The organism is Mesorhizobium sp. 131-2-1 (genome assembly GCF_016756535.1).
Taxonomy (GTDB): Bacteria; Pseudomonadota; Alphaproteobacteria; order Rhizobiales; family Rhizobiaceae; genus Mesorhizobium.
Genome location: NZ_AP023247.1, coordinates 1,775,148 through 1,791,051, shown reverse-complemented (window position 1 = coordinate 1,791,051; position 15,904 = coordinate 1,775,148). Strand labels below are relative to the sequence as shown.

Here is a 15,904-nt window from a genome sequence, read left to right as displayed (position 1 = left end):
CCAGATCGATCAGGCATCGCCAGGCACATGCTCCGGTCCGCGCCTGCGCCGGTGCTCGACCCAGGCCCAGATATGCGGGCCGACGAGACCGATGAAGGCGAGCGTCAGCAGCGTCAGCGACAGCGGATGCCGGTAGAACACCGTCCAGTCGCCATTGGCGATCGTCATCGCGCGGCGGAACTGCGTCTCCGCGAGCGGGCCGAGGATCATGCCGATGATGACGGGCGCGGTCGGGAAATCGAAACGCCGCATCAGGAAGCCGGCAGCCCCCAGCAGGTAGAGGATGACGAGGTCGATCGGCGACTGCGAGATGCCGTAGGTGCCGACGGTGGCGAACACCAGGATGCCGGCATAGAGCTGCGGCGCCGGGATCTTGAGCAACCGCACCCACAGGCCGATCAACGGCAGGTTGAGGATGACGAGGATGATGTTGGCGATGAACAGGCTGGCGATCAGGCCCCAGACGAGATTGGCCTGCGTGGTCAGGAGCAGCGGCCCCGGATTGATGCCGTAGCTCTGGAAGGCCGACAGCATGATCGCCGCGGTCGCCGAGGTCGGCAGGCCGAGCGTCAGCATCGGCACCAGCACGCCGGCGGCGGACGCATTGTTGGCGGCCTCCGGGCCGGCGACGCCCTCGATGGCGCCGACCGTGCCGAACTCCTCCTTGTGCTTCGACAGCTTCTTCTCGATCGCATAGGACAGGAAGGTCGGGATCTCGGCGCCGCCGGCCGGCATGGCGCCGATCGGGAAGCCGATCAGGGCGCCGCGCAGCCATGGCCTCCACGAGCGTGCCCATTCGGCGGCGGTCATGTAGAGAGAGCCCTTGAGCGGCACGATCTCGTCCTTGCCGGCATAGCGGCGCGAGGCCATGTAGAGCGTCTCGCCGACCGCGAACAGGCCGACGGCGACGATGATGACATCGACGCCGTCAAGCAGCTCGGCCGTACCGAAGGTGAAGCGCGGCTGTCCGGTCTGCAGGTCGACGCCTATCATGCCGATGACGAAGCCGACGAACAGGCTGGTCAGCCCCCGCACCGAGGACGAGCCGAGCACAGCCGAGACGGTGATGAAGGCAAGCACCATCAGCGAGAAATATTCGGCCGGGCCGAAGGCCAGTGCGAACTTGACCACGATCGGCGCCAGGAAGGCGACGCCCAGCGTGCCGATCGTGCCGGCGACGAAGGAGCCGATCGCCGAGGTGGCGAGTGCCGCGCCGCCGCGGCCCGAACGCGCCATCCGGTTGCCTTCCAGAGCGGTGACGATGGTGGCGCTTTCGCCCGGCGTGTTGAGCAGGATCGACGTCGTCGAACCGCCATACATGGCGCCGTAATAAATGCCGGCGAACAGGATGAAGGAGGCTTCCGGCGCCACCTGGTAGGTGATCGGCAGAAGCAATGCGATGGTCAGCGCCGGCCCGAGGCCGGGCAGCACGCCGATCGCTGTTCCCAATGTGGTGCCGACCAGGCACCACAACAGATTGGCCGGAGTGAAGGCAACCGAGAAGCCATGCGCGAGTTGGTTGAGCGTGTCCATGGCGTCAGCCCCTGACCATGGCGATGACGGCGTTGATCGCCGTGTTCAACTGGTTCTCGACGAAGCCGGCGCCGATGTTGACGCCGAGCGCCCTGGCGAAACCGAAATAGGCCGCGAGCGCCAGGATGAGGCCGAGCAGCGCGTCGCGCAGCGGATTCCGGCTGCCGAAACCGTAGCAGATCAGGACAAACATGATCACCGAGGCGGCGGTGAAGCCAAGCGGCTGGATGAGCACAAGGTTGGCGACGAGGCCTGCAGCCACGAAACCCATCGCCTTCCAGTCGGTCGGCGTCTCTTTTTCCTCCTCGGGCTGCCAGCCGCCCCGAAGCGCCGCCACGATGAGCAGCAAGGACAGGACCACCATGCCGGCCATGGTGATGTAGGGGAAGACCGTCGGTCCGACCTTGGAATAGAGCGGCGACACCGGGATCGCCAGCGTCTGCCAGGCCACGGCGGCGGCGCAGGCCAGAAGCCCGACGCCGATCAACAATTCGGGTACGGCAAAGCGCGGCGGCGCCTGCTGGTCGCTGGTGCTCATGAACGTCCTCCCTCGATGGCCGGCATCCCACGGCCGGCCTGGCCGCAGTCTCGCCCGCGATGGATGTCATGTCCATGCGCTTGGCGAGGGTCCAGGCGGAGCGGCTCTGGCCGCCCCGCCGGGGGAAGGGATCAGGCGAGGCCGAGATCCTTGAGGATGGCGCCGATGCGGGCGGTGTCCTCGGTGACGAACTTGGCATAATCGTCGCCGCTGAGCAGGATCGGCGTCCAGTTTCGGTTCTTGCACTCGGTCGCCCAGGCCTCGCTCTTGGCCATGGTCTCGACCAGCTTGATCATCGCCGCCTTGTCGTCGTCGGAGACGCCGGGCGGAGCGAAGACGCCGCGCCAGTTGAACAGTTCGACATCGATGCCGGCCTCCTTCAGCGTCGGCGCGTCGATACCTTCCTGGCGCTTGTCGGCGGAGATGGCGAGCAACCTGAGCGCACCCGCCTTGATCTGCTCGGAGAACTCGCCATAGCCGGAAATGCCGGCCGCCACCTGGTTGCCGAGCAGCGCCGACAGCGCCTCGCCGCCGCCGGCAAACGGCACATAGGAGAGATTGGTCGCCTGCACGCCGGCGGACTTTGCGATCAGCCCGAACAGGATATGGTCCGAACCGCCGGCGGAGCCGCCCGCCACCGGAACCTGGGTCGGATCCGCCTTGAGCGCGGCGACGAAATCGGCCGCCGTCTTGAACGGCGATGCCGCTGGGACCACCAGCGCCTCGAACTCGCCGGTCAGGCGGGCGATCGGCGTCACCTCGGTCAGGTTGTTGGCCGACTTGTTGGCGATGATGGCGCCGACCATGACCATGCCGGCCACCATCAGCGAATTGCCCTTGCCCTTCCATTGGTTCACGAACTGCGGCAGGCCGACCGTGCCGCCGGCGCCGCCGACATTGGTGATCTGTGAGCCGGAGATCAGCTTTTCAGAGCGCAGCACCTGGTCGATCGTACGGGCCGTCTGGTCCCAGCCGCCGCCGGGCGCGGCCGGCACGAAGATCTGGAGCTGCGGCGCGTCCTGCGCGAAGGCGGGTGTGAAGTGCAATGCCGCGATGCCGGCCGCGGTGCTCGTCAAGAATCTGCGTCTGTTCAGCATGGGATTCCTCCAAATCACGACACCTCCTCCGGTGCCTGCCAAGACGTGGCCTGAATTCAGACCCGCACTTCGAGTTCAAGCAGATGTTACCGCGTTCTGTCAACGGGAATGCCATTCTGCTGGACAGAACGGCTTTGACACGACAAAATCCCGCCATCCCGGCCCTGCCCGGGCGGGGCATCGAAATGAAACCGTCATCGAGATGACAGACACATCGTCAAGTCCGGCATCGGCCGAGGGCGTTGCAGCGCTCGACCGCGCCATCGCCATCCTCGACGCATTCACCGCGGCCGATCGCTCGCTCGGCCTGGCCGAGATCGCCACCCGCACCGGCCTTTACAAGAGCACGATACTGAGGCTCGCCAACTCGCTGATGCGCGGACAGTTGCTGGAACGCCTCGAGGACGGGCGCTATCGCATCGGGCCGGCCACCTTCAGGCTTGGCGCGCTCTACCAGCGGTCGGTCGTGGCCATGGATGTCCTGCTGCCGATCATGCGCGATCTGTCGGAGCGGAGCTGGGAAAGCGTCGCCTTCTATGTCCGCTCCGGCGATGTCCGCACCTGCCTCTACCGCGTCGAATCCAAACATCCGATCCGCTACACGATCCGCGAGGGCGACGTGCTGCCCTTGCTGGCGGGTTCCGGCGGCCGCGTACTTGCCGCGTTCTCCGGCGAGCCGGGCGAGCCCTACGAGACCATCCGCGCGGACTATCACCATTTGTCGGTGGGCGACCGCGACCCCGAGACGGCAGGCGTCTCGGCGCCTGTTTTTGGACCTGGCCGGACCCTTCTCGGCGCACTCACCCTTGCCGGCCCCAGAACGCGAGTCGACGCAGCCTTTCTGCGGCGCATGACCGCGCCGTTGCTCGAGGCGGCGGCTCGCGCCACGCGCGCCTTCGGCGAGGACGCCTCGATGCTAGAACGGGCAAGTTTGAAAGCGGCCGAACGCCTGTAAAGCACTGGAATCTCTTTGAATTATGTTTCCATGAGTTGGCCACGACTTGCCGGGCTTTCGAGCGAAAGCAAATTGCAAGAAGTCGAACTGCAATAGTATTTGCCTAAAATCCTATCCTATACCCTTGCGTAAGCACCCTGTGGAAGAAGACAGTCGTCTCAAGTGAAAATACTCGGCAAGTTTATTGGCTGTTAAGGCCGACATGCTAGTCGAGCTGTTGTCGCGTGACGAGCCGCGACACGAGGGAGAGAAGTTTCGCCTGGCCTGCAATTGCCTTGGTCAGGCCCAGCGGGTTCACGGGGGCCATGGCAATTTCCATGGAAGCTTGATGAGGCTGTCACCGGCGCTTTCCAGCCCACGTCTTGTCGGGTTGGTCTGGCCATTCATCCTCGTGGTCCTTGTCCAGGCGCTGGTCGCCAGCGGCAGCCTCTACACACTTTCGGCGGTTCGCGCCTACGTTGGCGGCGAGAGCCATTGGTCGAAAGGACAGAAAGAGGCCATCTATTTCCTCAGCCTCTATGCCGATACCGGCAAGACGGATTTCTTCAACGAGTATCGCGCAGCCATTGCCGTTCCACTGGCCGATCATGCGGCGCGGCTGGCGCTCGAGCAGGCCGAGCCCGACACCGACGCGGCGCGCGCTGGCTTCCTGCAAGGTGGAAATCACGCTGACGATGTCGCGGGAATGATCTGGCTGTTCCGGAATTTTCGCTGGTTCAGCTATCTCGACGCCGCCATCCAGCGCTGGGCGGCGGCTGACGACATGATCCTGGCGCTCGATGCGCTGGGCGAGACAATCCACCGGAAGGTCGCGGAAGGACCGGTATCGGCGGAGCAGATCGGTGCCTGGAAGGCAGAGATCCACCGGCTCAACGATGAGATCGGCCCCCTCTCCAAGGCATTCTCCGACAGCCTGGGCGAGGGTTCGCGTTTCATCAACATGGCGTTGACGCTGGCCAATCTCGCCACGGCGGCATTGCTCATCCTGCTTGCCGTGTGGCGCACGCGCAAACTCCTGGCGCAACGCCAGGCTTTCCAGAGCGCGCTCAATGCCGAACGCGAACGGGCCCAGATCACGCTTGCTTCGATCGGCCAGGCCGTGATCAGCACGAGTTCCGACGGGCGGCTGGACTACATGAACGCGGTCGCCGAACGTCTGCTGGCGCGCACGTTCGAACTGGCGAGAGGCAAACCGATCGCGTCGCTGTTCAAGCTCATCGACAAGGACAACGGCGTCGAGGAGACGCAATGGATCGAGCGCCTTCTGGCCGGCGAGCCGAGGCGTTCCAATGCCCGCCCGCGACTGCTGCAGCGCGCCGACGGTTCGGTCGTTCCCGTTGCCCTGACCGGCGCACCGCTTTTGGTATCCGGCCAAGTCGTCGGCGCCGTGCTCGCCTTCCATGACATGACGCGCGAGCAGGACTACATCGAGCGCCTCTCATGGCAGGCATCGCATGACGGGTTGACGGGGCTTGCAAATCGCCGCGACTTCGAGAGCCGCCTGCAGAAGGCCATCCAGGACTTGCATCATCGGACCGGCCAGCATGCCCTGATGTATCTGGATCTCGACCAGTTCAAGCTGGTCAACGACACATGCGGCCATGCTGCCGGCGACCAGTTGCTGCGCCAGGTCTCCATATTGCTGAGCAACGAACTTCGGCCGGACGACATTCTGGCGCGACTGGGCGGCGACGAATTCGGCGTCCTCCTCCTCGATTGCAGCCCGGATCTCGCCGCCGACATTGCCGAACGGCTGCGCGCGACCGTGCAGGACCTGCATTTCTCCTGGACCGGAAGACCGTTCGCCATCAGCGTCAGCATCGGCATGGTTCAGATCGTGGATGCCAAGGTCACGCTTGAAGAAACCCTGCAGGCCGCCGATGTCGCCTGCTACATGGCCAAGGAAAAGGGCCGCAATCGGGTTCAACTGCATAGCGACAGCGACACGGCCCTGCGGGAACGGTTCACGGAAATGGCCTGGGTACAGCGCCTGCACGCCGCGCTGGAGGAAAACCGCTTCAGGCTCTATTCCCAGGAGATATGGCCGCTCAACGCCGCCGCGGCGGAAGGCGGGGCGCATCTCGAAATCCTGCTCAGGCTGACGGACGAGGATGGTTCCATTGTCTCGCCGGCCAGCTTCATTCCGGCGGCCGAGCGCTACGGGCTGATGCCGTCGATCGACCGCTGGGTCGTGCGCAGCACCTTCGCCGTTCTGGCCGCGCGCCTTGCCGATCCTGCGGCCGCTCCGATTGCCACCTGTGCCATCAATCTCTCGGGGGCAAGTTTCGGTGACGAAACGTTTCTCGATTTCCTGCGCGAGCAGTTCGACATCAACGGCATTCCGCCGAAACTCATCTGCCTCGAGATCACCGAGACCAGCGCAATCGCCGACCTCGCCAACGCCATGCGCTTCATTGCCCAGTTGCGCGAATTGGGATGCCGCTTCGCTCTCGACGATTTCGGCTCCGGCATGTCGTCCTTCGCCTATCTGAAGCACTTGCCCGTCGACTATCTGAAAATCGATGGCAGCTTCGTCAAGGACATGCTGGAGGATCGCATCGACCGTGCCATGGTCGAGATGATCGACCATATCGGCAAGGTGATGGGTAAGCGCACCATTGCCGAGTTCGTCGAAAGCGAGAGCATCGTCACGGCCTTGAAATCGATCGGCGTCGACTATGCCCAGGGCTATGCGATCGCCAGGCCGCAACCGTTCGACGCACGCACGAAATTGCTGCACCCCGGCGCCGCGCCGCACGCTGATCCGCAGAACGCCCTTGCGCGCAAGCTGCGCAAGGCTGGATGACGGCGCTACCGCTCCAGCAGGATCGTCGCGTTGTCGTGATAGGTGGTGCGCAGGATTTCCCTGTAACCGCATTTGGCCGCGACATTGAGCGAAGCGGTGTTTTCCGGATCGATGATGCAGACGGTTCTGGCCGGCGAGAACGTCACGTCTCCCCAGGCGAGAGCGCGCTGCACCACTTCGCTCGCCAGTCCCCGGCCATGCGCTTCCGGGGCCAGCGCCCAGCCGGCCTCCGGCACGCCCTCGATCGACGGCTCGATATCGCGCTTCAAATCGTGGAATCCGGCCTCGCCGACGAAGCGGCCGCTCGCCTTCTCCTCGATCGCCCAAAACCCATAGCCGAGCAATGACCACAGCCCGGCATGGCGCAGGAAGCGCATCCAGCTTTCCTCGCGAGTGCGCGGCTTGCCGCCGATGAAGCGGGTGACGGCGGGATCGGCCCACATGGCGACGTAGGCGTCGAAATCATCCAGCCGGTGCGCCCGCAGGATGGTCCGCTCCGTTTCGATGACCGGCACGCCGATTGGTTTTGGACTGCCCATGGAACTCGCCTCGATTGACCTGCGAGAAGCGCCTAGCAAATCGATTGCGTGGAACAAGGGCCACGGGCAGCACGGAGGATCCTCCAGACCAATGCCCTGCCACACCAGGGCGGGCTGACCACGTCTGGGAATTCTGTCCGACGATGCTAGTCTTCGCGGGCAGACCGATTCAGCCTGCCCGTCATTCGACCTGAGGGAGAAAGCATGGATACCACCGACCTCGTGCTGGCCATCATCCACCATCTGCTGGTGTTTTCGCTGGCCGGCATCATCGGCGCCGAGTTCGTGCTGATCCGGGGCGATTTGCCCGCAGCGACATTGAAGCGCCTCGTCGGCATCGACCGCCACTACGGCATCATCGCCATGCTGATCGTCGTCGTCGGCATCGGCCGCGTCTTCTATGGCCTGAAGGGCTGGGAATTCTACGTCTACAACTGGATGTTCTGGGCAAAGATGGCGGCCTTCGTCATCGTCGGCCTTTTGTCGATCGTCCCGACCGTCCGTTTCATCTCCTGGAACAGGCAGGCCGGCACCAATCCCTCTTTCGCGGTGCCCGCCGCCGAGCTCGCCTCGGTGAAGACCTATGTCCGCGCCGAGGCCTTCATCTTCCTGCTGATCCCTGTCTTCGCCGCCGCGATGGCACGCGGCTACGGTTACTGAGCAATTCCAAGGCGGCGGTTTTCCGTACGGAATTGCGCTGGACCGCTCTAAGCCTCGGCGGCAACTGTCTCCGCAAGCGGCGCGATCGGCACCAGGGGCGCCGGCATCTCGGCCGTTTTCTCGGCCGCCTTGCAGATGTCGGCGATGACGCAGGCCGGACAGTCCGGCTTGCGCGCCTTGCAGACATAGCGGCCGTGCAGGATCAGCCAGTGATGGGCATGGCGCATATACTCGTCCGGAATGATCTTCAGCAGCCCCTGCTCGACCTGCTCGGGCGTCTTGCCAGGCGCCAGCCCCAGCCGGTTGCCGATGCGGAAAATATGGGTGTCGACCGCCATTGTGTGCTGGCCGAAGGCCATGTTGAGAACGACGTTCGCGGTCTTGCGTCCGACCCCCGGCAGCTTGACCAGTTGATCGCGGTCGGCGGGCACCTCGCCGCCATGCTCGTCGATCAGCGCCTTGGACAGCGCGATTACGTTCTTGGCCTTGTTGCGCCAGAGTCCGATGGTTCGGATGTAGTCGCCGACTTTCGCTTCACCGAGCGCCAGCATCTCTTGCGGCGTGTCGGCGACCGCAAACAGCGCTCGCGTCGCCTTGTTGACGCCGGCATCGGTGGCTTGCGCCGACAGCACCACTGCGACCAGCAGCGTGAAGGCATTGACATGTTCGAGCTCGCCCTTCGGCTTCGGCCGCTGCACGGAAAACCGCCGGAAGATCTCATGCACCTCGGCCGGACTGTAGAGCGGCCGTGATCGCGCCGGCCTCGGTCGCGGCTTGGTGTTCGAGCCGTCGCGCCGGCCGGGCGGCAGTGCATTTTTGGGCATTGGGGATTTTTTCGTCTTGGGGCTTGCCATTTCCTTCCTATAATATCCAGCCATGAGCGACACAAACGCCTCTTTCCAGGCTGACGAACCCTTCTTCCACGCTTTGTTGACGCCGCACCGCTCGCTCGGCCGCACCGGCTTCTTCGTCCTGATGGGCGCGCTTTCATTCGGCTGGCTGGTCACCGGCGCCTTCTTCCTGTCGCGCGGCGCCTGGCCGGTCTTCGGCTTCTTCGGGCTCGACGTGATCGCCGGCTACATCGCTTTCCGCGTCAATTACCGTGCCGCCCGCGCCCGCGAGGAAGTATCGGTGTCTCGCACCAGCCTCGACATCCGCAAGACGGCGCCGTCGGGCAAATCGGAGGCGCATCGCTTCAATCCATTCTGGGCGCGCTTCTCGATCGCCCGCCATGCCGAGATCGGCATCACCAGAATGGCGGTGGAAGCGCAGGGCAAGAATGTGCCGATCGGGTCTTTCCTCGACCCCAACTCCCGCGAAAGCTTTGCCGCCGCCTTTTCGCGCGCGCTCGCCACCGCCAAGGCGCGCTGACCGACAGAAGCGGAACTGTGCAGCGCATCCGGTCCGCCGGCTTTCCACGCCCTGCCGCATAGGGCGTCAAGCAGCAGCGCGCGCGGGCGGCAGGAAGGCAAGTTTCGGGTGGTGGCAAGGGGCGGGAAGACCGATATTCGCGGTCAAGGAGATATTGCCATGAACGCCCAGATGACCATGAATGCGCAGATGAAACCGACCGCGATCCTTCAGAACGACATCACTCCGGAAGGCAGCGACTACGAGGTCGTGCGCCGCGCCATCGAGAAGATCAGTCTCGACTATCGCGACCAGCCTTCGCTCGAGGTTCTGGCCGAGGAGGTCGGCGAGACGCCGACCGGCCTGCAGAAGCTGTTCACCCGCTGGGCCGGCCTGTCGCCCAAGGCCTTCCTGCAGGCAGTCACGCTCGACCATGCGCGCCGGCTGCTCGATTCCGGCATGCCGCTGCTCGAGGCCTCGTTCGAGGTGGGCATGTCGGGCCCGGGCCGGCTGCATGATCTCTTCGTCACCCATGAAGCGATGTCGCCGGGCGACTACAAGACGCGCGGCGCCGGCCTCACCATCCGCTACGGCTACCATATCTCGCCCTTCGGCATCGCCCTGATCATGGTCACCGACCGCGGGCTTGCCGGCCTCGCCTTCAACGACCCCGGCGGCGAGCGGGCGGCCTTCGCCGACATGTCCGGCCGCTGGCCGAACGCGGCCTATGTCGAGGACATGAGCGCTACGGCACCCTATGCCGCGCGCATCTTCGATCCAAGGCTGTGGCGCGCCGACCAGCCATTGCGCGTGGTGATGATCGGCACCGACTTCCAGCTGCGCGTCTGGGAAGCCCTGCTGCGCATCCCGATGGGCAAGGCCTGCACCTACTCCTCGATCGCCGCCAGCATCGGCGCGCCGAGCGCCAGCCGCGCGGTGGGCGCGGCCGTCGGCGCCAACCCGATGTCCTTCGTCGTGCCTTGTCACCGTGCGCTCGGCAAGTCCGGCGCCCTCACCGGATACCACTGGGGCCTGACCCGCAAGCGTGCCATCCTCGGCTGGGAGGCGGGACAGGTCTCCTGAAACGTCGATATTTTCGAGATTTGTTGCGCAAAACCGCGATTCGAAGTATAAACAAGTATTATGACACTCATTGCCCGATGACTACAGGCGATACAACCGGCGACAACCCATGGTTTCGCCGGTTTTGCTCTTTGTAGGCAAGTGAAGTCGTTTAAGTTTACCCTAAATTAACTACGATAAAGCGAAGATGCCTTTGTATTAAGCCGGACATCGGCTTGATAGGAGGGTTTCGATGAAATTCTTTCGCGCTGTCATCGGTGCGGCGCTGCTGGTCGCCTGCATCGACCAGACCGCATCGGCCGCAACCGGAAACGTGCTGTTCAACGGCACGATCACGGCGACCTGCACGATCACGATCAACTCCAACGGCACGATGACCGTCAGCACCAATCTTCAGTCGCTGAGCTCCCACAATGCCGGCGGTTCGGCCGGCAGCGCCCAGGTGGATACCACGGGCGGCGTCACGCTCAGCGTCGACCCGGTCACGACCACCACCGTGCCGGCCTCGGATGTCACGGCCACCACATGGACCCCGACCTTTGCCACCTCCGGCGCGCAGACGATTGCCGAGACCGGCACCGCGACCGCGCTGACGGCACCAGGCACATCGACGGTCGCAGTCAACCTTGCCGGCACAAAGAGCGGTTCGAACCGCTTCTCCGCCGGCAACTACCAGGCAACCGTGACACTGCGCTGCGAATAGCCTTCTCGCGAAAGGAGCGGTCTTTGAAAAAGGTTGGAATTCTGGCGGCGGTGCTGGCCATCGCATTGTCCCCCCTTGCCGCGACGGGCCAGTCGATGACGCCGATGCGCGGCGAGGTGAGATCCTTCACCGATGCTTTCGCCGTCCGCGTCTTCCCAGGCAACCCGTACGACCAGCGCATTCGCGTCGAGGTTCATGTCTACGACCAGGATTTCCAGCCGGTCGCCGCCAGGATCACACCCAGCGCCTTTCTTCTGGCCGGCCAGGCATCGCGTCCCGTTCTTGTGGTGGTGCCGTTCGACGGCGCGACCGAGCGTAAAGTGCGTATCTGTACCGAGAGTATCCCCTTTCCAAGCGAGCAGACGCAGATAAGGGCACAGATATGCGGAAAGTTCTTCGGACATCGCAGGTCCTGACCCTCTCCTTGCTGCCCGCTTTGGCGGTCGTGAGTCACGGGTTTGCCGAGGACATACTGAACCTGAACCAGAACCAGACGGGGTTCACCCTGCCCGGTGTCACCCTGCCCCAGGGCCAGGACGAGGTGCATGCTTCCGACGGCACCACATGCCGCTCCTCGGTTTCCGGCAGTGGCGCCTATCTCGACGTCGGCGTCATCAGAGGCAACAACAGCAGCCAGTCGAACAGCGACGTCGCCACCTATGGCCGCGTGGTTCTCCCGATCGGACGGACGCCGAAGCGTATCGATTGCAGCCGCCTCTACGAACTCGAGGTCGAGCGCCTGCAGATGGAACTGAAGCTGCTCAAGATGGGCCTCGGCGCCGACGGCCAGACGACGGGCAGCGTGGCTGCCGCCGCTCCCACGGCCGCTCCCGCTCCCACGACCGCTTCGGCCGGATGGGCCAACGAGGGCTGGAGCATCAGAGGTACGAACGGCGATGGCAGGAAAAAGAAGAAGAAATAGCCGCGCCCTGCTTGCGGTGGCGGCACTTGCCGGCCTCTGCCTTCCGGCGCAGGCGGCGATCGTCGGCACCTGCACGATCGTGATCGGCGCCTCGGGAACAATGAAGTCGAACCTCGCCATCAACATCCTCGGCTCCAAGCAGGCGGGCGGGTCGAGCGCCGGGGCCACGATCACCGCCAACTCGACGCTCTGCACCTTGCTAAACCTGATCGACTGCTATTCCGTTTCCGCGCCGGCGCCGATCGCCTTCACCTCGGCGCCAAGCGGCGGCGACACCAACGTCACCTTCGCGACCGTCTTCCGGCTCGACGGCTCGGGCACGGACATTCCAGGCAGTTCGCCGCAGCGGGTGATCAACGGCACCCACACCATTCAGGTCGACCTCACCGCCACCAAGTCGCCGGGCATCTTTCCGGCCGGCAACTATCAGGGCACGGTCACCGTGCGCTGCGAATGAGCGTGTGGCAGCCGGCGCGGAACCCTACTGCGGGCTGGCAAGCGGCGCTCTTACAGGCTAGCTTCCGGCGCAGTCAGCAGGAGGCTCTTCTTGATTATCGTTGTCGGCTCCATCAACCTCGACCTCATCGCCAATGTCGACCGCTTGCCGGCGCCGGGCGAGACGGTGCGCGGATCCACTTTCGCCACCGCACCCGGCGGCAAGGGCGCCAACCAGGCGCTGGCCGCCGCCCGCGCCGGCGCCAAGGTGCGCATGGTCGGAGCGGTCGGCAAGGATAGCTTCGCCGCCGAGGCGCTCGCTTTGCTCAAGGACGGCAAGGTGGACCTCTCGGGCATCAACGAAAGCTTCGCCTCGACCGGAACGGCGCTGATCCTGGTCGGCGCCGATGGCGAGAACGTCATCGCCGTGGTGCCGGGCGCCAACGATTCGGTGCTGCCCGGCGACATCGCCAAGGCGCAACTGAAGAAGGGCGATGTCGTCCTGCTGCAGCACGAGATCCCCCTGCAGACTATCGATGCCACGCTCGAGGCGGCACGCGCCGCTAGCGCTGTCACCGTGCTCAACACCGCGCCGTTTCGCGCCGAGGCATCCAACCTGCTGGGCAAGGCCGACTATGCCGTCGCCAACGAGACTGAATTCGATCTCTATGGCGAGGCGCTGTCGCTCGGAGGCCGTGACCGCCCGGCGCGGATGCGCGATTATGCCGGCAAGACCGGACGTACTATCGTCGTCACCCTCGGCGGCGATGGCGTGTTGGCCGCGACGCCCGACACGTTCCTGACCTTGCCGGCGCTGGAGATAACCCCGGTCGACACGGTCGGCGCCGGCGACACGTTTTGCGGCTATTTCGGTGCCAGCCTGTCGGCGGGCCTGCCGCTCGAACAGGCGCTCGCGCGCGCCGCCGCCGCCGGCTCGCTCGCCTGCCTGAAGCCGGGCGCGCAGCCGGCCATTCCGTTGGCGAAAGATGTCGACGCCGCCCTCTCGGGCTCGCGGTGACGGCCATGCGTCCCAAGACCAAGCATGCCGTCCCGCCCGCGGGCGAGATCTGCCGGCTGTCCGCCGTGGAGCTTGCCGGCGCGATCAGGCAGCGCCGCCTGGCGGTGCGCGAGGTGGTCGCAGCCTTTCTCGATCGCATCGAGGCGGTGAACCCGCTGGTCAACGCCATCGTGTCGCTACGCGACCGGGCCGGCATCCTCGCCGAAGCCGACAGCGCCGATGCCCATCTGGCGCGCGGCGGCGAGGCGGGGGCGTTGTTCGGCCTGCCGATTGCGATCAAGGATCTGGCGCTGACCAAGGGCCTGAAAACCTCCTTCGGCTCGCCGATCTTCGCCGACTTCGTCCCCGGCGAGGACGACTTCTTCGTCGAGCGCGTCCGCAAGGCGGGCGCCATCATCATCGGCAAGACCAACGTTCCCGAATTCGGGCTTGGCTCCAACACCTACAACAATGTGTTCGGCCCGACGCTCAACGCCTTCGATCCGGCCTTGACCGCCGGCGGATCGAGCGGCGGCGCGGCGGTGGCGCTGGCGCTCGACATGCTGCCGGTCGCCGACGGCAGCGACTTCGGCGGCTCGCTGCGCAATCCCGCCGCCTACAATAACGTCTATGGCTTCCGCCCCTCGCAGGGGCTGGTCCCCGCCGGGCCGGACATCGATGTCTTCCACGCGCAGATGGGTGTGGAAGGGCCGATGGGTCGCAGCGTGCGCGACATCGCGCTGCTGCTCGACGAGCAGGCGGGCTATCATCCGCGCGCCCCGCTGTCGCACGACAAGCAAGGCTCCTTCCTCGACGGATTGCGGACCAAGGCGACAGGCGGCCGTATCGCCTGGCTTGGCGATCTCGCCGGCCACCTGCCTGTCGAGCCGGGCATCCTCGATCTTTGCCAGGCCGCGCTCGCCCGTTTCGCCGATGCCTCCTTCCACAGCGAGGCGCTGGTGCCGGATGTCGATTTCGAAGCGCTATGGCAGGCCTTCGTCACGCTGCGCCAGTCGAGCAGCGGCTGTGCGCTCAAGGCGCACTACGACGATCCGGCCAAGCGCAGGCTGCTGAAACCCGAAGCCGTATGGGAGGTGGAGCAGGCGATGCGCCTCACCGCGCCGCAAGTCCACGCCGCAACGGTGCGGCGCTCGTCCTGGCACCGGACGCTGCTGTCGATCTTCGACCAGTTCGACCTCGTCGCGTTGCCCACCGCGCAGGTCTTCCCTTTCGAGGTCGCCATCCACTGGCCGCGTGAGGTGGCCGGTCGCGCCATGGACAGCTACCATCGCTGGATGCAGGTCTCCGCCTTCGCCACGCTGGGCGGCTGTCCGGCGCTCAATGTGCCGGTCGGCTTCGACGGCAAGGGTCGGCCGATGGGCATGCAGCTGATCGGGCGGCCACGCGGCGATCTCGCCGTGCTGCGGGCCGGCGCGGCCTATGAGGCGACGCTGCCCTGGCAGGCTGGGGCAAGCTGAAGGCCGGCTATCGGTGGCAGGCTGGCGCTTGCGCCGACGTTGGCGCCGTGCATTGATCGAGCCCGGCCGCCGCCGGATCGGCGCCATCCTGCTTGAGGAAGACCATGTCGCTGGAACTTTACGCCACCTACGTCCTTGCCTGCATCGTCATCATCCTGGTGCCCGGACCGACCGTCACGCTGATCATCGCCAACAGCATCCGCCACGGCGCGCGCGCCGGCCTTGCCAACGTCGCCGGCACGCAGGCCGGGCTCGCCATCATGATCGCCATCGTCGGCATCGGCCTCAACACGCTGATATCAGGCATGGGCCACTGGTTCGAATGGGTCAGGCTGATCGGCGCCGCCTATCTGATTTGGATGGGCGTGCAGATGTTCTGTTCGAAAGGCACGCTGAACCCCGACGGGTCGGCCAGGAAGCCGCGCGGCGGCTTCTTCCTGCAGGGTTTCCTGGTGGCGATCAGCAATCCGAAAACACTGGTGTTCTTCGGCGCCTTCTTCCCGCAGTTCATCGCGCCGCAGGGCAACTACACGCTGCAGATCGTGGTCATGGGCCTGACCGCGATGATCTTTGCCGCCATGTCGGATTCGACCTACGCGCTTGCCGCCAGCCGCGCCGGTCGGCTGCTGTCGGCCAGCCGCGTCAAGCTGATGTCCCGCATCAGCGGCAGCTTCCTGGTCGGTGGCGGTCTCTGGCTGGCCTTCTCGAAGGCGAAGTAATCGCGGCAGCAAGCTAAGACGCGAACGGCAATCTTCTGGAAGAAGAAGGCCGATTGAAAGTCGACCTTCTGTCTATTACATGAATCCTC

General features: G+C 65.0%; 17 protein-coding genes. 12 read left to right on the top strand and 5 right to left on the bottom strand.

Features of this window, described 5'->3' with window-relative positions; genetic code table 11:
• Positions 1-9: 9 nt before the first annotated feature.
• The 3 genes from JG743_RS08805 to JG743_RS08795 all read right to left on the bottom strand — a co-directional run bounded on the left by JG743_RS08805 (position 10) and on the right by JG743_RS08795 (position 3,168).
• Positions 10-1,533, bottom strand: coding sequence for a tripartite tricarboxylate transporter permease (locus tag JG743_RS08805; protein WP_202299532.1), 1,524 nt, complete (start codon positions 1,531-1,533; stop codon positions 10-12).
• Between the two features lie 4 nt (positions 1,534-1,537).
• Complete coding sequence (locus tag JG743_RS08800) at positions 1,538-2,071, bottom strand: tripartite tricarboxylate transporter TctB family protein (protein WP_202299530.1); 534 nt, start codon at positions 2,069-2,071, stop codon at positions 1,538-1,540.
• A 131-nt stretch (positions 2,072-2,202) separates the two neighbouring features.
• Positions 2,203-3,168 carry a Bug family tripartite tricarboxylate transporter substrate binding protein gene (locus JG743_RS08795; protein ID WP_202299528.1) on the bottom strand — a complete coding sequence of 322 codons (966 nt, stop codon included), beginning with the start codon at positions 3,166-3,168 and terminating at the stop codon, positions 2,203-2,205.
• 202 nt (positions 3,169-3,370) lie between these two features.
• Between JG743_RS08795 and JG743_RS08790 the strand changes: the two genes are divergently transcribed.
• The gene (locus tag JG743_RS08790; RefSeq protein WP_202299526.1) at positions 3,371-4,123 is read left to right on the top strand and encodes an IclR family transcriptional regulator; all 753 of its coding nucleotides are present in this window, start codon (positions 3,371-3,373) and stop codon (positions 4,121-4,123) included.
• Positions 4,124-4,451: 328 nt separating this feature from the next.
• Positions 4,452-6,929 carry an EAL domain-containing protein gene (locus JG743_RS08785; RefSeq protein WP_202299518.1) on the top strand — a complete coding sequence of 826 codons (2,478 nt, stop codon included), beginning with the start codon at positions 4,452-4,454 and terminating at the stop codon, positions 6,927-6,929.
• A 5-nt stretch (positions 6,930-6,934) separates the two neighbouring features.
• Here JG743_RS08785 and JG743_RS08780 read toward each other — a convergent pair whose 3' ends face one another.
• Positions 6,935-7,468, bottom strand: a complete 534-nt coding sequence (locus JG743_RS08780; RefSeq protein ID WP_202299516.1) for a GNAT family N-acetyltransferase — start codon at positions 7,466-7,468, stop codon at positions 6,935-6,937.
• Between the two features lie 204 nt (positions 7,469-7,672).
• Here JG743_RS08780 and JG743_RS08775 point away from each other — a divergent pair, with 204 nt between their 5' ends.
• Positions 7,673-8,128: a DUF2214 family protein gene (locus JG743_RS08775; protein WP_202299514.1), complete on the top strand. Its 456-nt coding sequence runs from the start codon at positions 7,673-7,675 to the stop codon at positions 8,126-8,128.
• Positions 8,129-8,175: 47 nt separating this feature from the next.
• On the opposite strand, the gene nth is transcribed toward JG743_RS08775, so the two are convergent.
• Entirely contained in the window at positions 8,176-8,982 is an 807-nt protein-coding gene (gene nth / locus JG743_RS08770; RefSeq protein WP_202299512.1) for an endonuclease III, read from the bottom strand.
• Positions 8,983-9,004: 22 nt separating this feature from the next.
• On the opposite strand from nth, the gene JG743_RS08765 reads away from it, so the two are divergent.
• From JG743_RS08765 to JG743_RS08725, 9 genes are all read left to right on the top strand, one after another.
• Positions 9,005-9,499: a DUF2244 domain-containing protein gene (locus JG743_RS08765; RefSeq protein WP_202299503.1), complete on the top strand. Its 495-nt coding sequence runs from the start codon at positions 9,005-9,007 to the stop codon at positions 9,497-9,499.
• 177 nt (positions 9,500-9,676) lie between these two features.
• Entirely contained in the window at positions 9,677-10,561 is an 885-nt protein-coding gene (locus tag JG743_RS08760) for a methylated-DNA--[protein]-cysteine S-methyltransferase (protein WP_202302520.1), read from the top strand.
• A 232-nt stretch (positions 10,562-10,793) separates the two neighbouring features.
• Positions 10,794-11,264, top strand: coding sequence for a hypothetical protein (locus JG743_RS08755; RefSeq protein WP_202299501.1), 471 nt, complete (start codon positions 10,794-10,796; stop codon positions 11,262-11,264).
• 23 nt (positions 11,265-11,287) lie between these two features.
• Positions 11,288-11,680, top strand: coding sequence for a hypothetical protein (locus JG743_RS08750; protein WP_202299499.1), 393 nt, complete (start codon positions 11,288-11,290; stop codon positions 11,678-11,680).
• Positions 11,647-12,186, top strand: a complete 540-nt coding sequence (locus JG743_RS08745) for a hypothetical protein (RefSeq protein ID WP_202299497.1) — start codon at positions 11,647-11,649, stop codon at positions 12,184-12,186. The genes JG743_RS08750 and JG743_RS08745 overlap by 34 nt, the downstream gene beginning before the upstream one ends.
• Complete coding sequence (locus JG743_RS08740) at positions 12,161-12,643, top strand: hypothetical protein (protein ID WP_202299495.1); 483 nt, start codon at positions 12,161-12,163, stop codon at positions 12,641-12,643. Before JG743_RS08745 ends, JG743_RS08740 begins: the two co-directional genes overlap by 26 nt.
• Before the next feature lie 90 nt (positions 12,644-12,733).
• Positions 12,734-13,639 carry a ribokinase gene (locus JG743_RS08735; RefSeq protein ID WP_202299493.1) on the top strand — a complete coding sequence of 302 codons (906 nt, stop codon included), beginning with the start codon at positions 12,734-12,736 and terminating at the stop codon, positions 13,637-13,639.
• A 5-nt stretch (positions 13,640-13,644) separates the two neighbouring features.
• Positions 13,645-15,096 (top strand): amidase, encoded by a 1,452-nt coding sequence (locus JG743_RS08730; protein WP_202299491.1) that lies wholly within the window; start codon positions 13,645-13,647, stop codon positions 15,094-15,096.
• A gap of 104 nt (positions 15,097-15,200) precedes the next feature.
• Positions 15,201-15,815 (top strand): LysE family translocator, encoded by a 615-nt coding sequence (locus JG743_RS08725; protein WP_202299489.1) that lies wholly within the window; start codon positions 15,201-15,203, stop codon positions 15,813-15,815.
• The last annotated feature ends 89 nt before the right edge of the window (positions 15,816-15,904 follow it).

Bases quoted from the DNA above. Each gene is read 5' to 3' on its own strand.
- JG743_RS08780 (WP_202299516.1), bottom strand. From the start codon at position 7,468: ATGGGCAGTCCAAAACCAATCGGCGTGCCGGTCATCGAAACGGAGCGG.
- JG743_RS08790 (WP_202299526.1), top strand. From the start codon at position 3,371: ATGACAGACACATCGTCAAGTCCGGCATCGGCCGAGGGCGTTGCAGCG.
- JG743_RS08730 (WP_202299491.1), top strand. From the start codon at position 13,645: ATGCGTCCCAAGACCAAGCATGCCGTCCCGCCCGCGGGCGAGATCTGC.
- JG743_RS08760 (WP_202302520.1), top strand. From the start codon at position 9,677: ATGAATGCGCAGATGAAACCGACCGCGATCCTTCAGAACGACATCACT.
- JG743_RS08725 (WP_202299489.1), top strand. From the start codon at position 15,201: ATGTCGCTGGAACTTTACGCCACCTACGTCCTTGCCTGCATCGTCATC.
- JG743_RS08765 (WP_202299503.1), top strand. From the start codon at position 9,005: ATGAGCGACACAAACGCCTCTTTCCAGGCTGACGAACCCTTCTTCCAC.
- JG743_RS08775 (WP_202299514.1), top strand. From the start codon at position 7,673: ATGGATACCACCGACCTCGTGCTGGCCATCATCCACCATCTGCTGGTG.
- JG743_RS08755 (WP_202299501.1), top strand. From the start codon at position 10,794: ATGAAATTCTTTCGCGCTGTCATCGGTGCGGCGCTGCTGGTCGCCTGC.
- JG743_RS08800 (WP_202299530.1), bottom strand. From the start codon at position 2,071: ATGAGCACCAGCGACCAGCAGGCGCCGCCGCGCTTTGCCGTACCCGAA.
- JG743_RS08740 (WP_202299495.1), top strand. From the start codon at position 12,161: ATGGCAGGAAAAAGAAGAAGAAATAGCCGCGCCCTGCTTGCGGTGGCG.
- JG743_RS08785 (WP_202299518.1), top strand. From the start codon at position 4,452: ATGAGGCTGTCACCGGCGCTTTCCAGCCCACGTCTTGTCGGGTTGGTC.
- JG743_RS08745 (WP_202299497.1), top strand. From the start codon at position 11,647: ATGCGGAAAGTTCTTCGGACATCGCAGGTCCTGACCCTCTCCTTGCTG.
- nth (WP_202299512.1), bottom strand. From the start codon at position 8,982: ATGGCAAGCCCCAAGACGAAAAAATCCCCAATGCCCAAAAATGCACTG.
- JG743_RS08795 (WP_202299528.1), bottom strand. From the start codon at position 3,168: ATGCTGAACAGACGCAGATTCTTGACGAGCACCGCGGCCGGCATCGCG.
- JG743_RS08805 (WP_202299532.1), bottom strand. From the start codon at position 1,533: ATGGACACGCTCAACCAACTCGCGCATGGCTTCTCGGTTGCCTTCACT.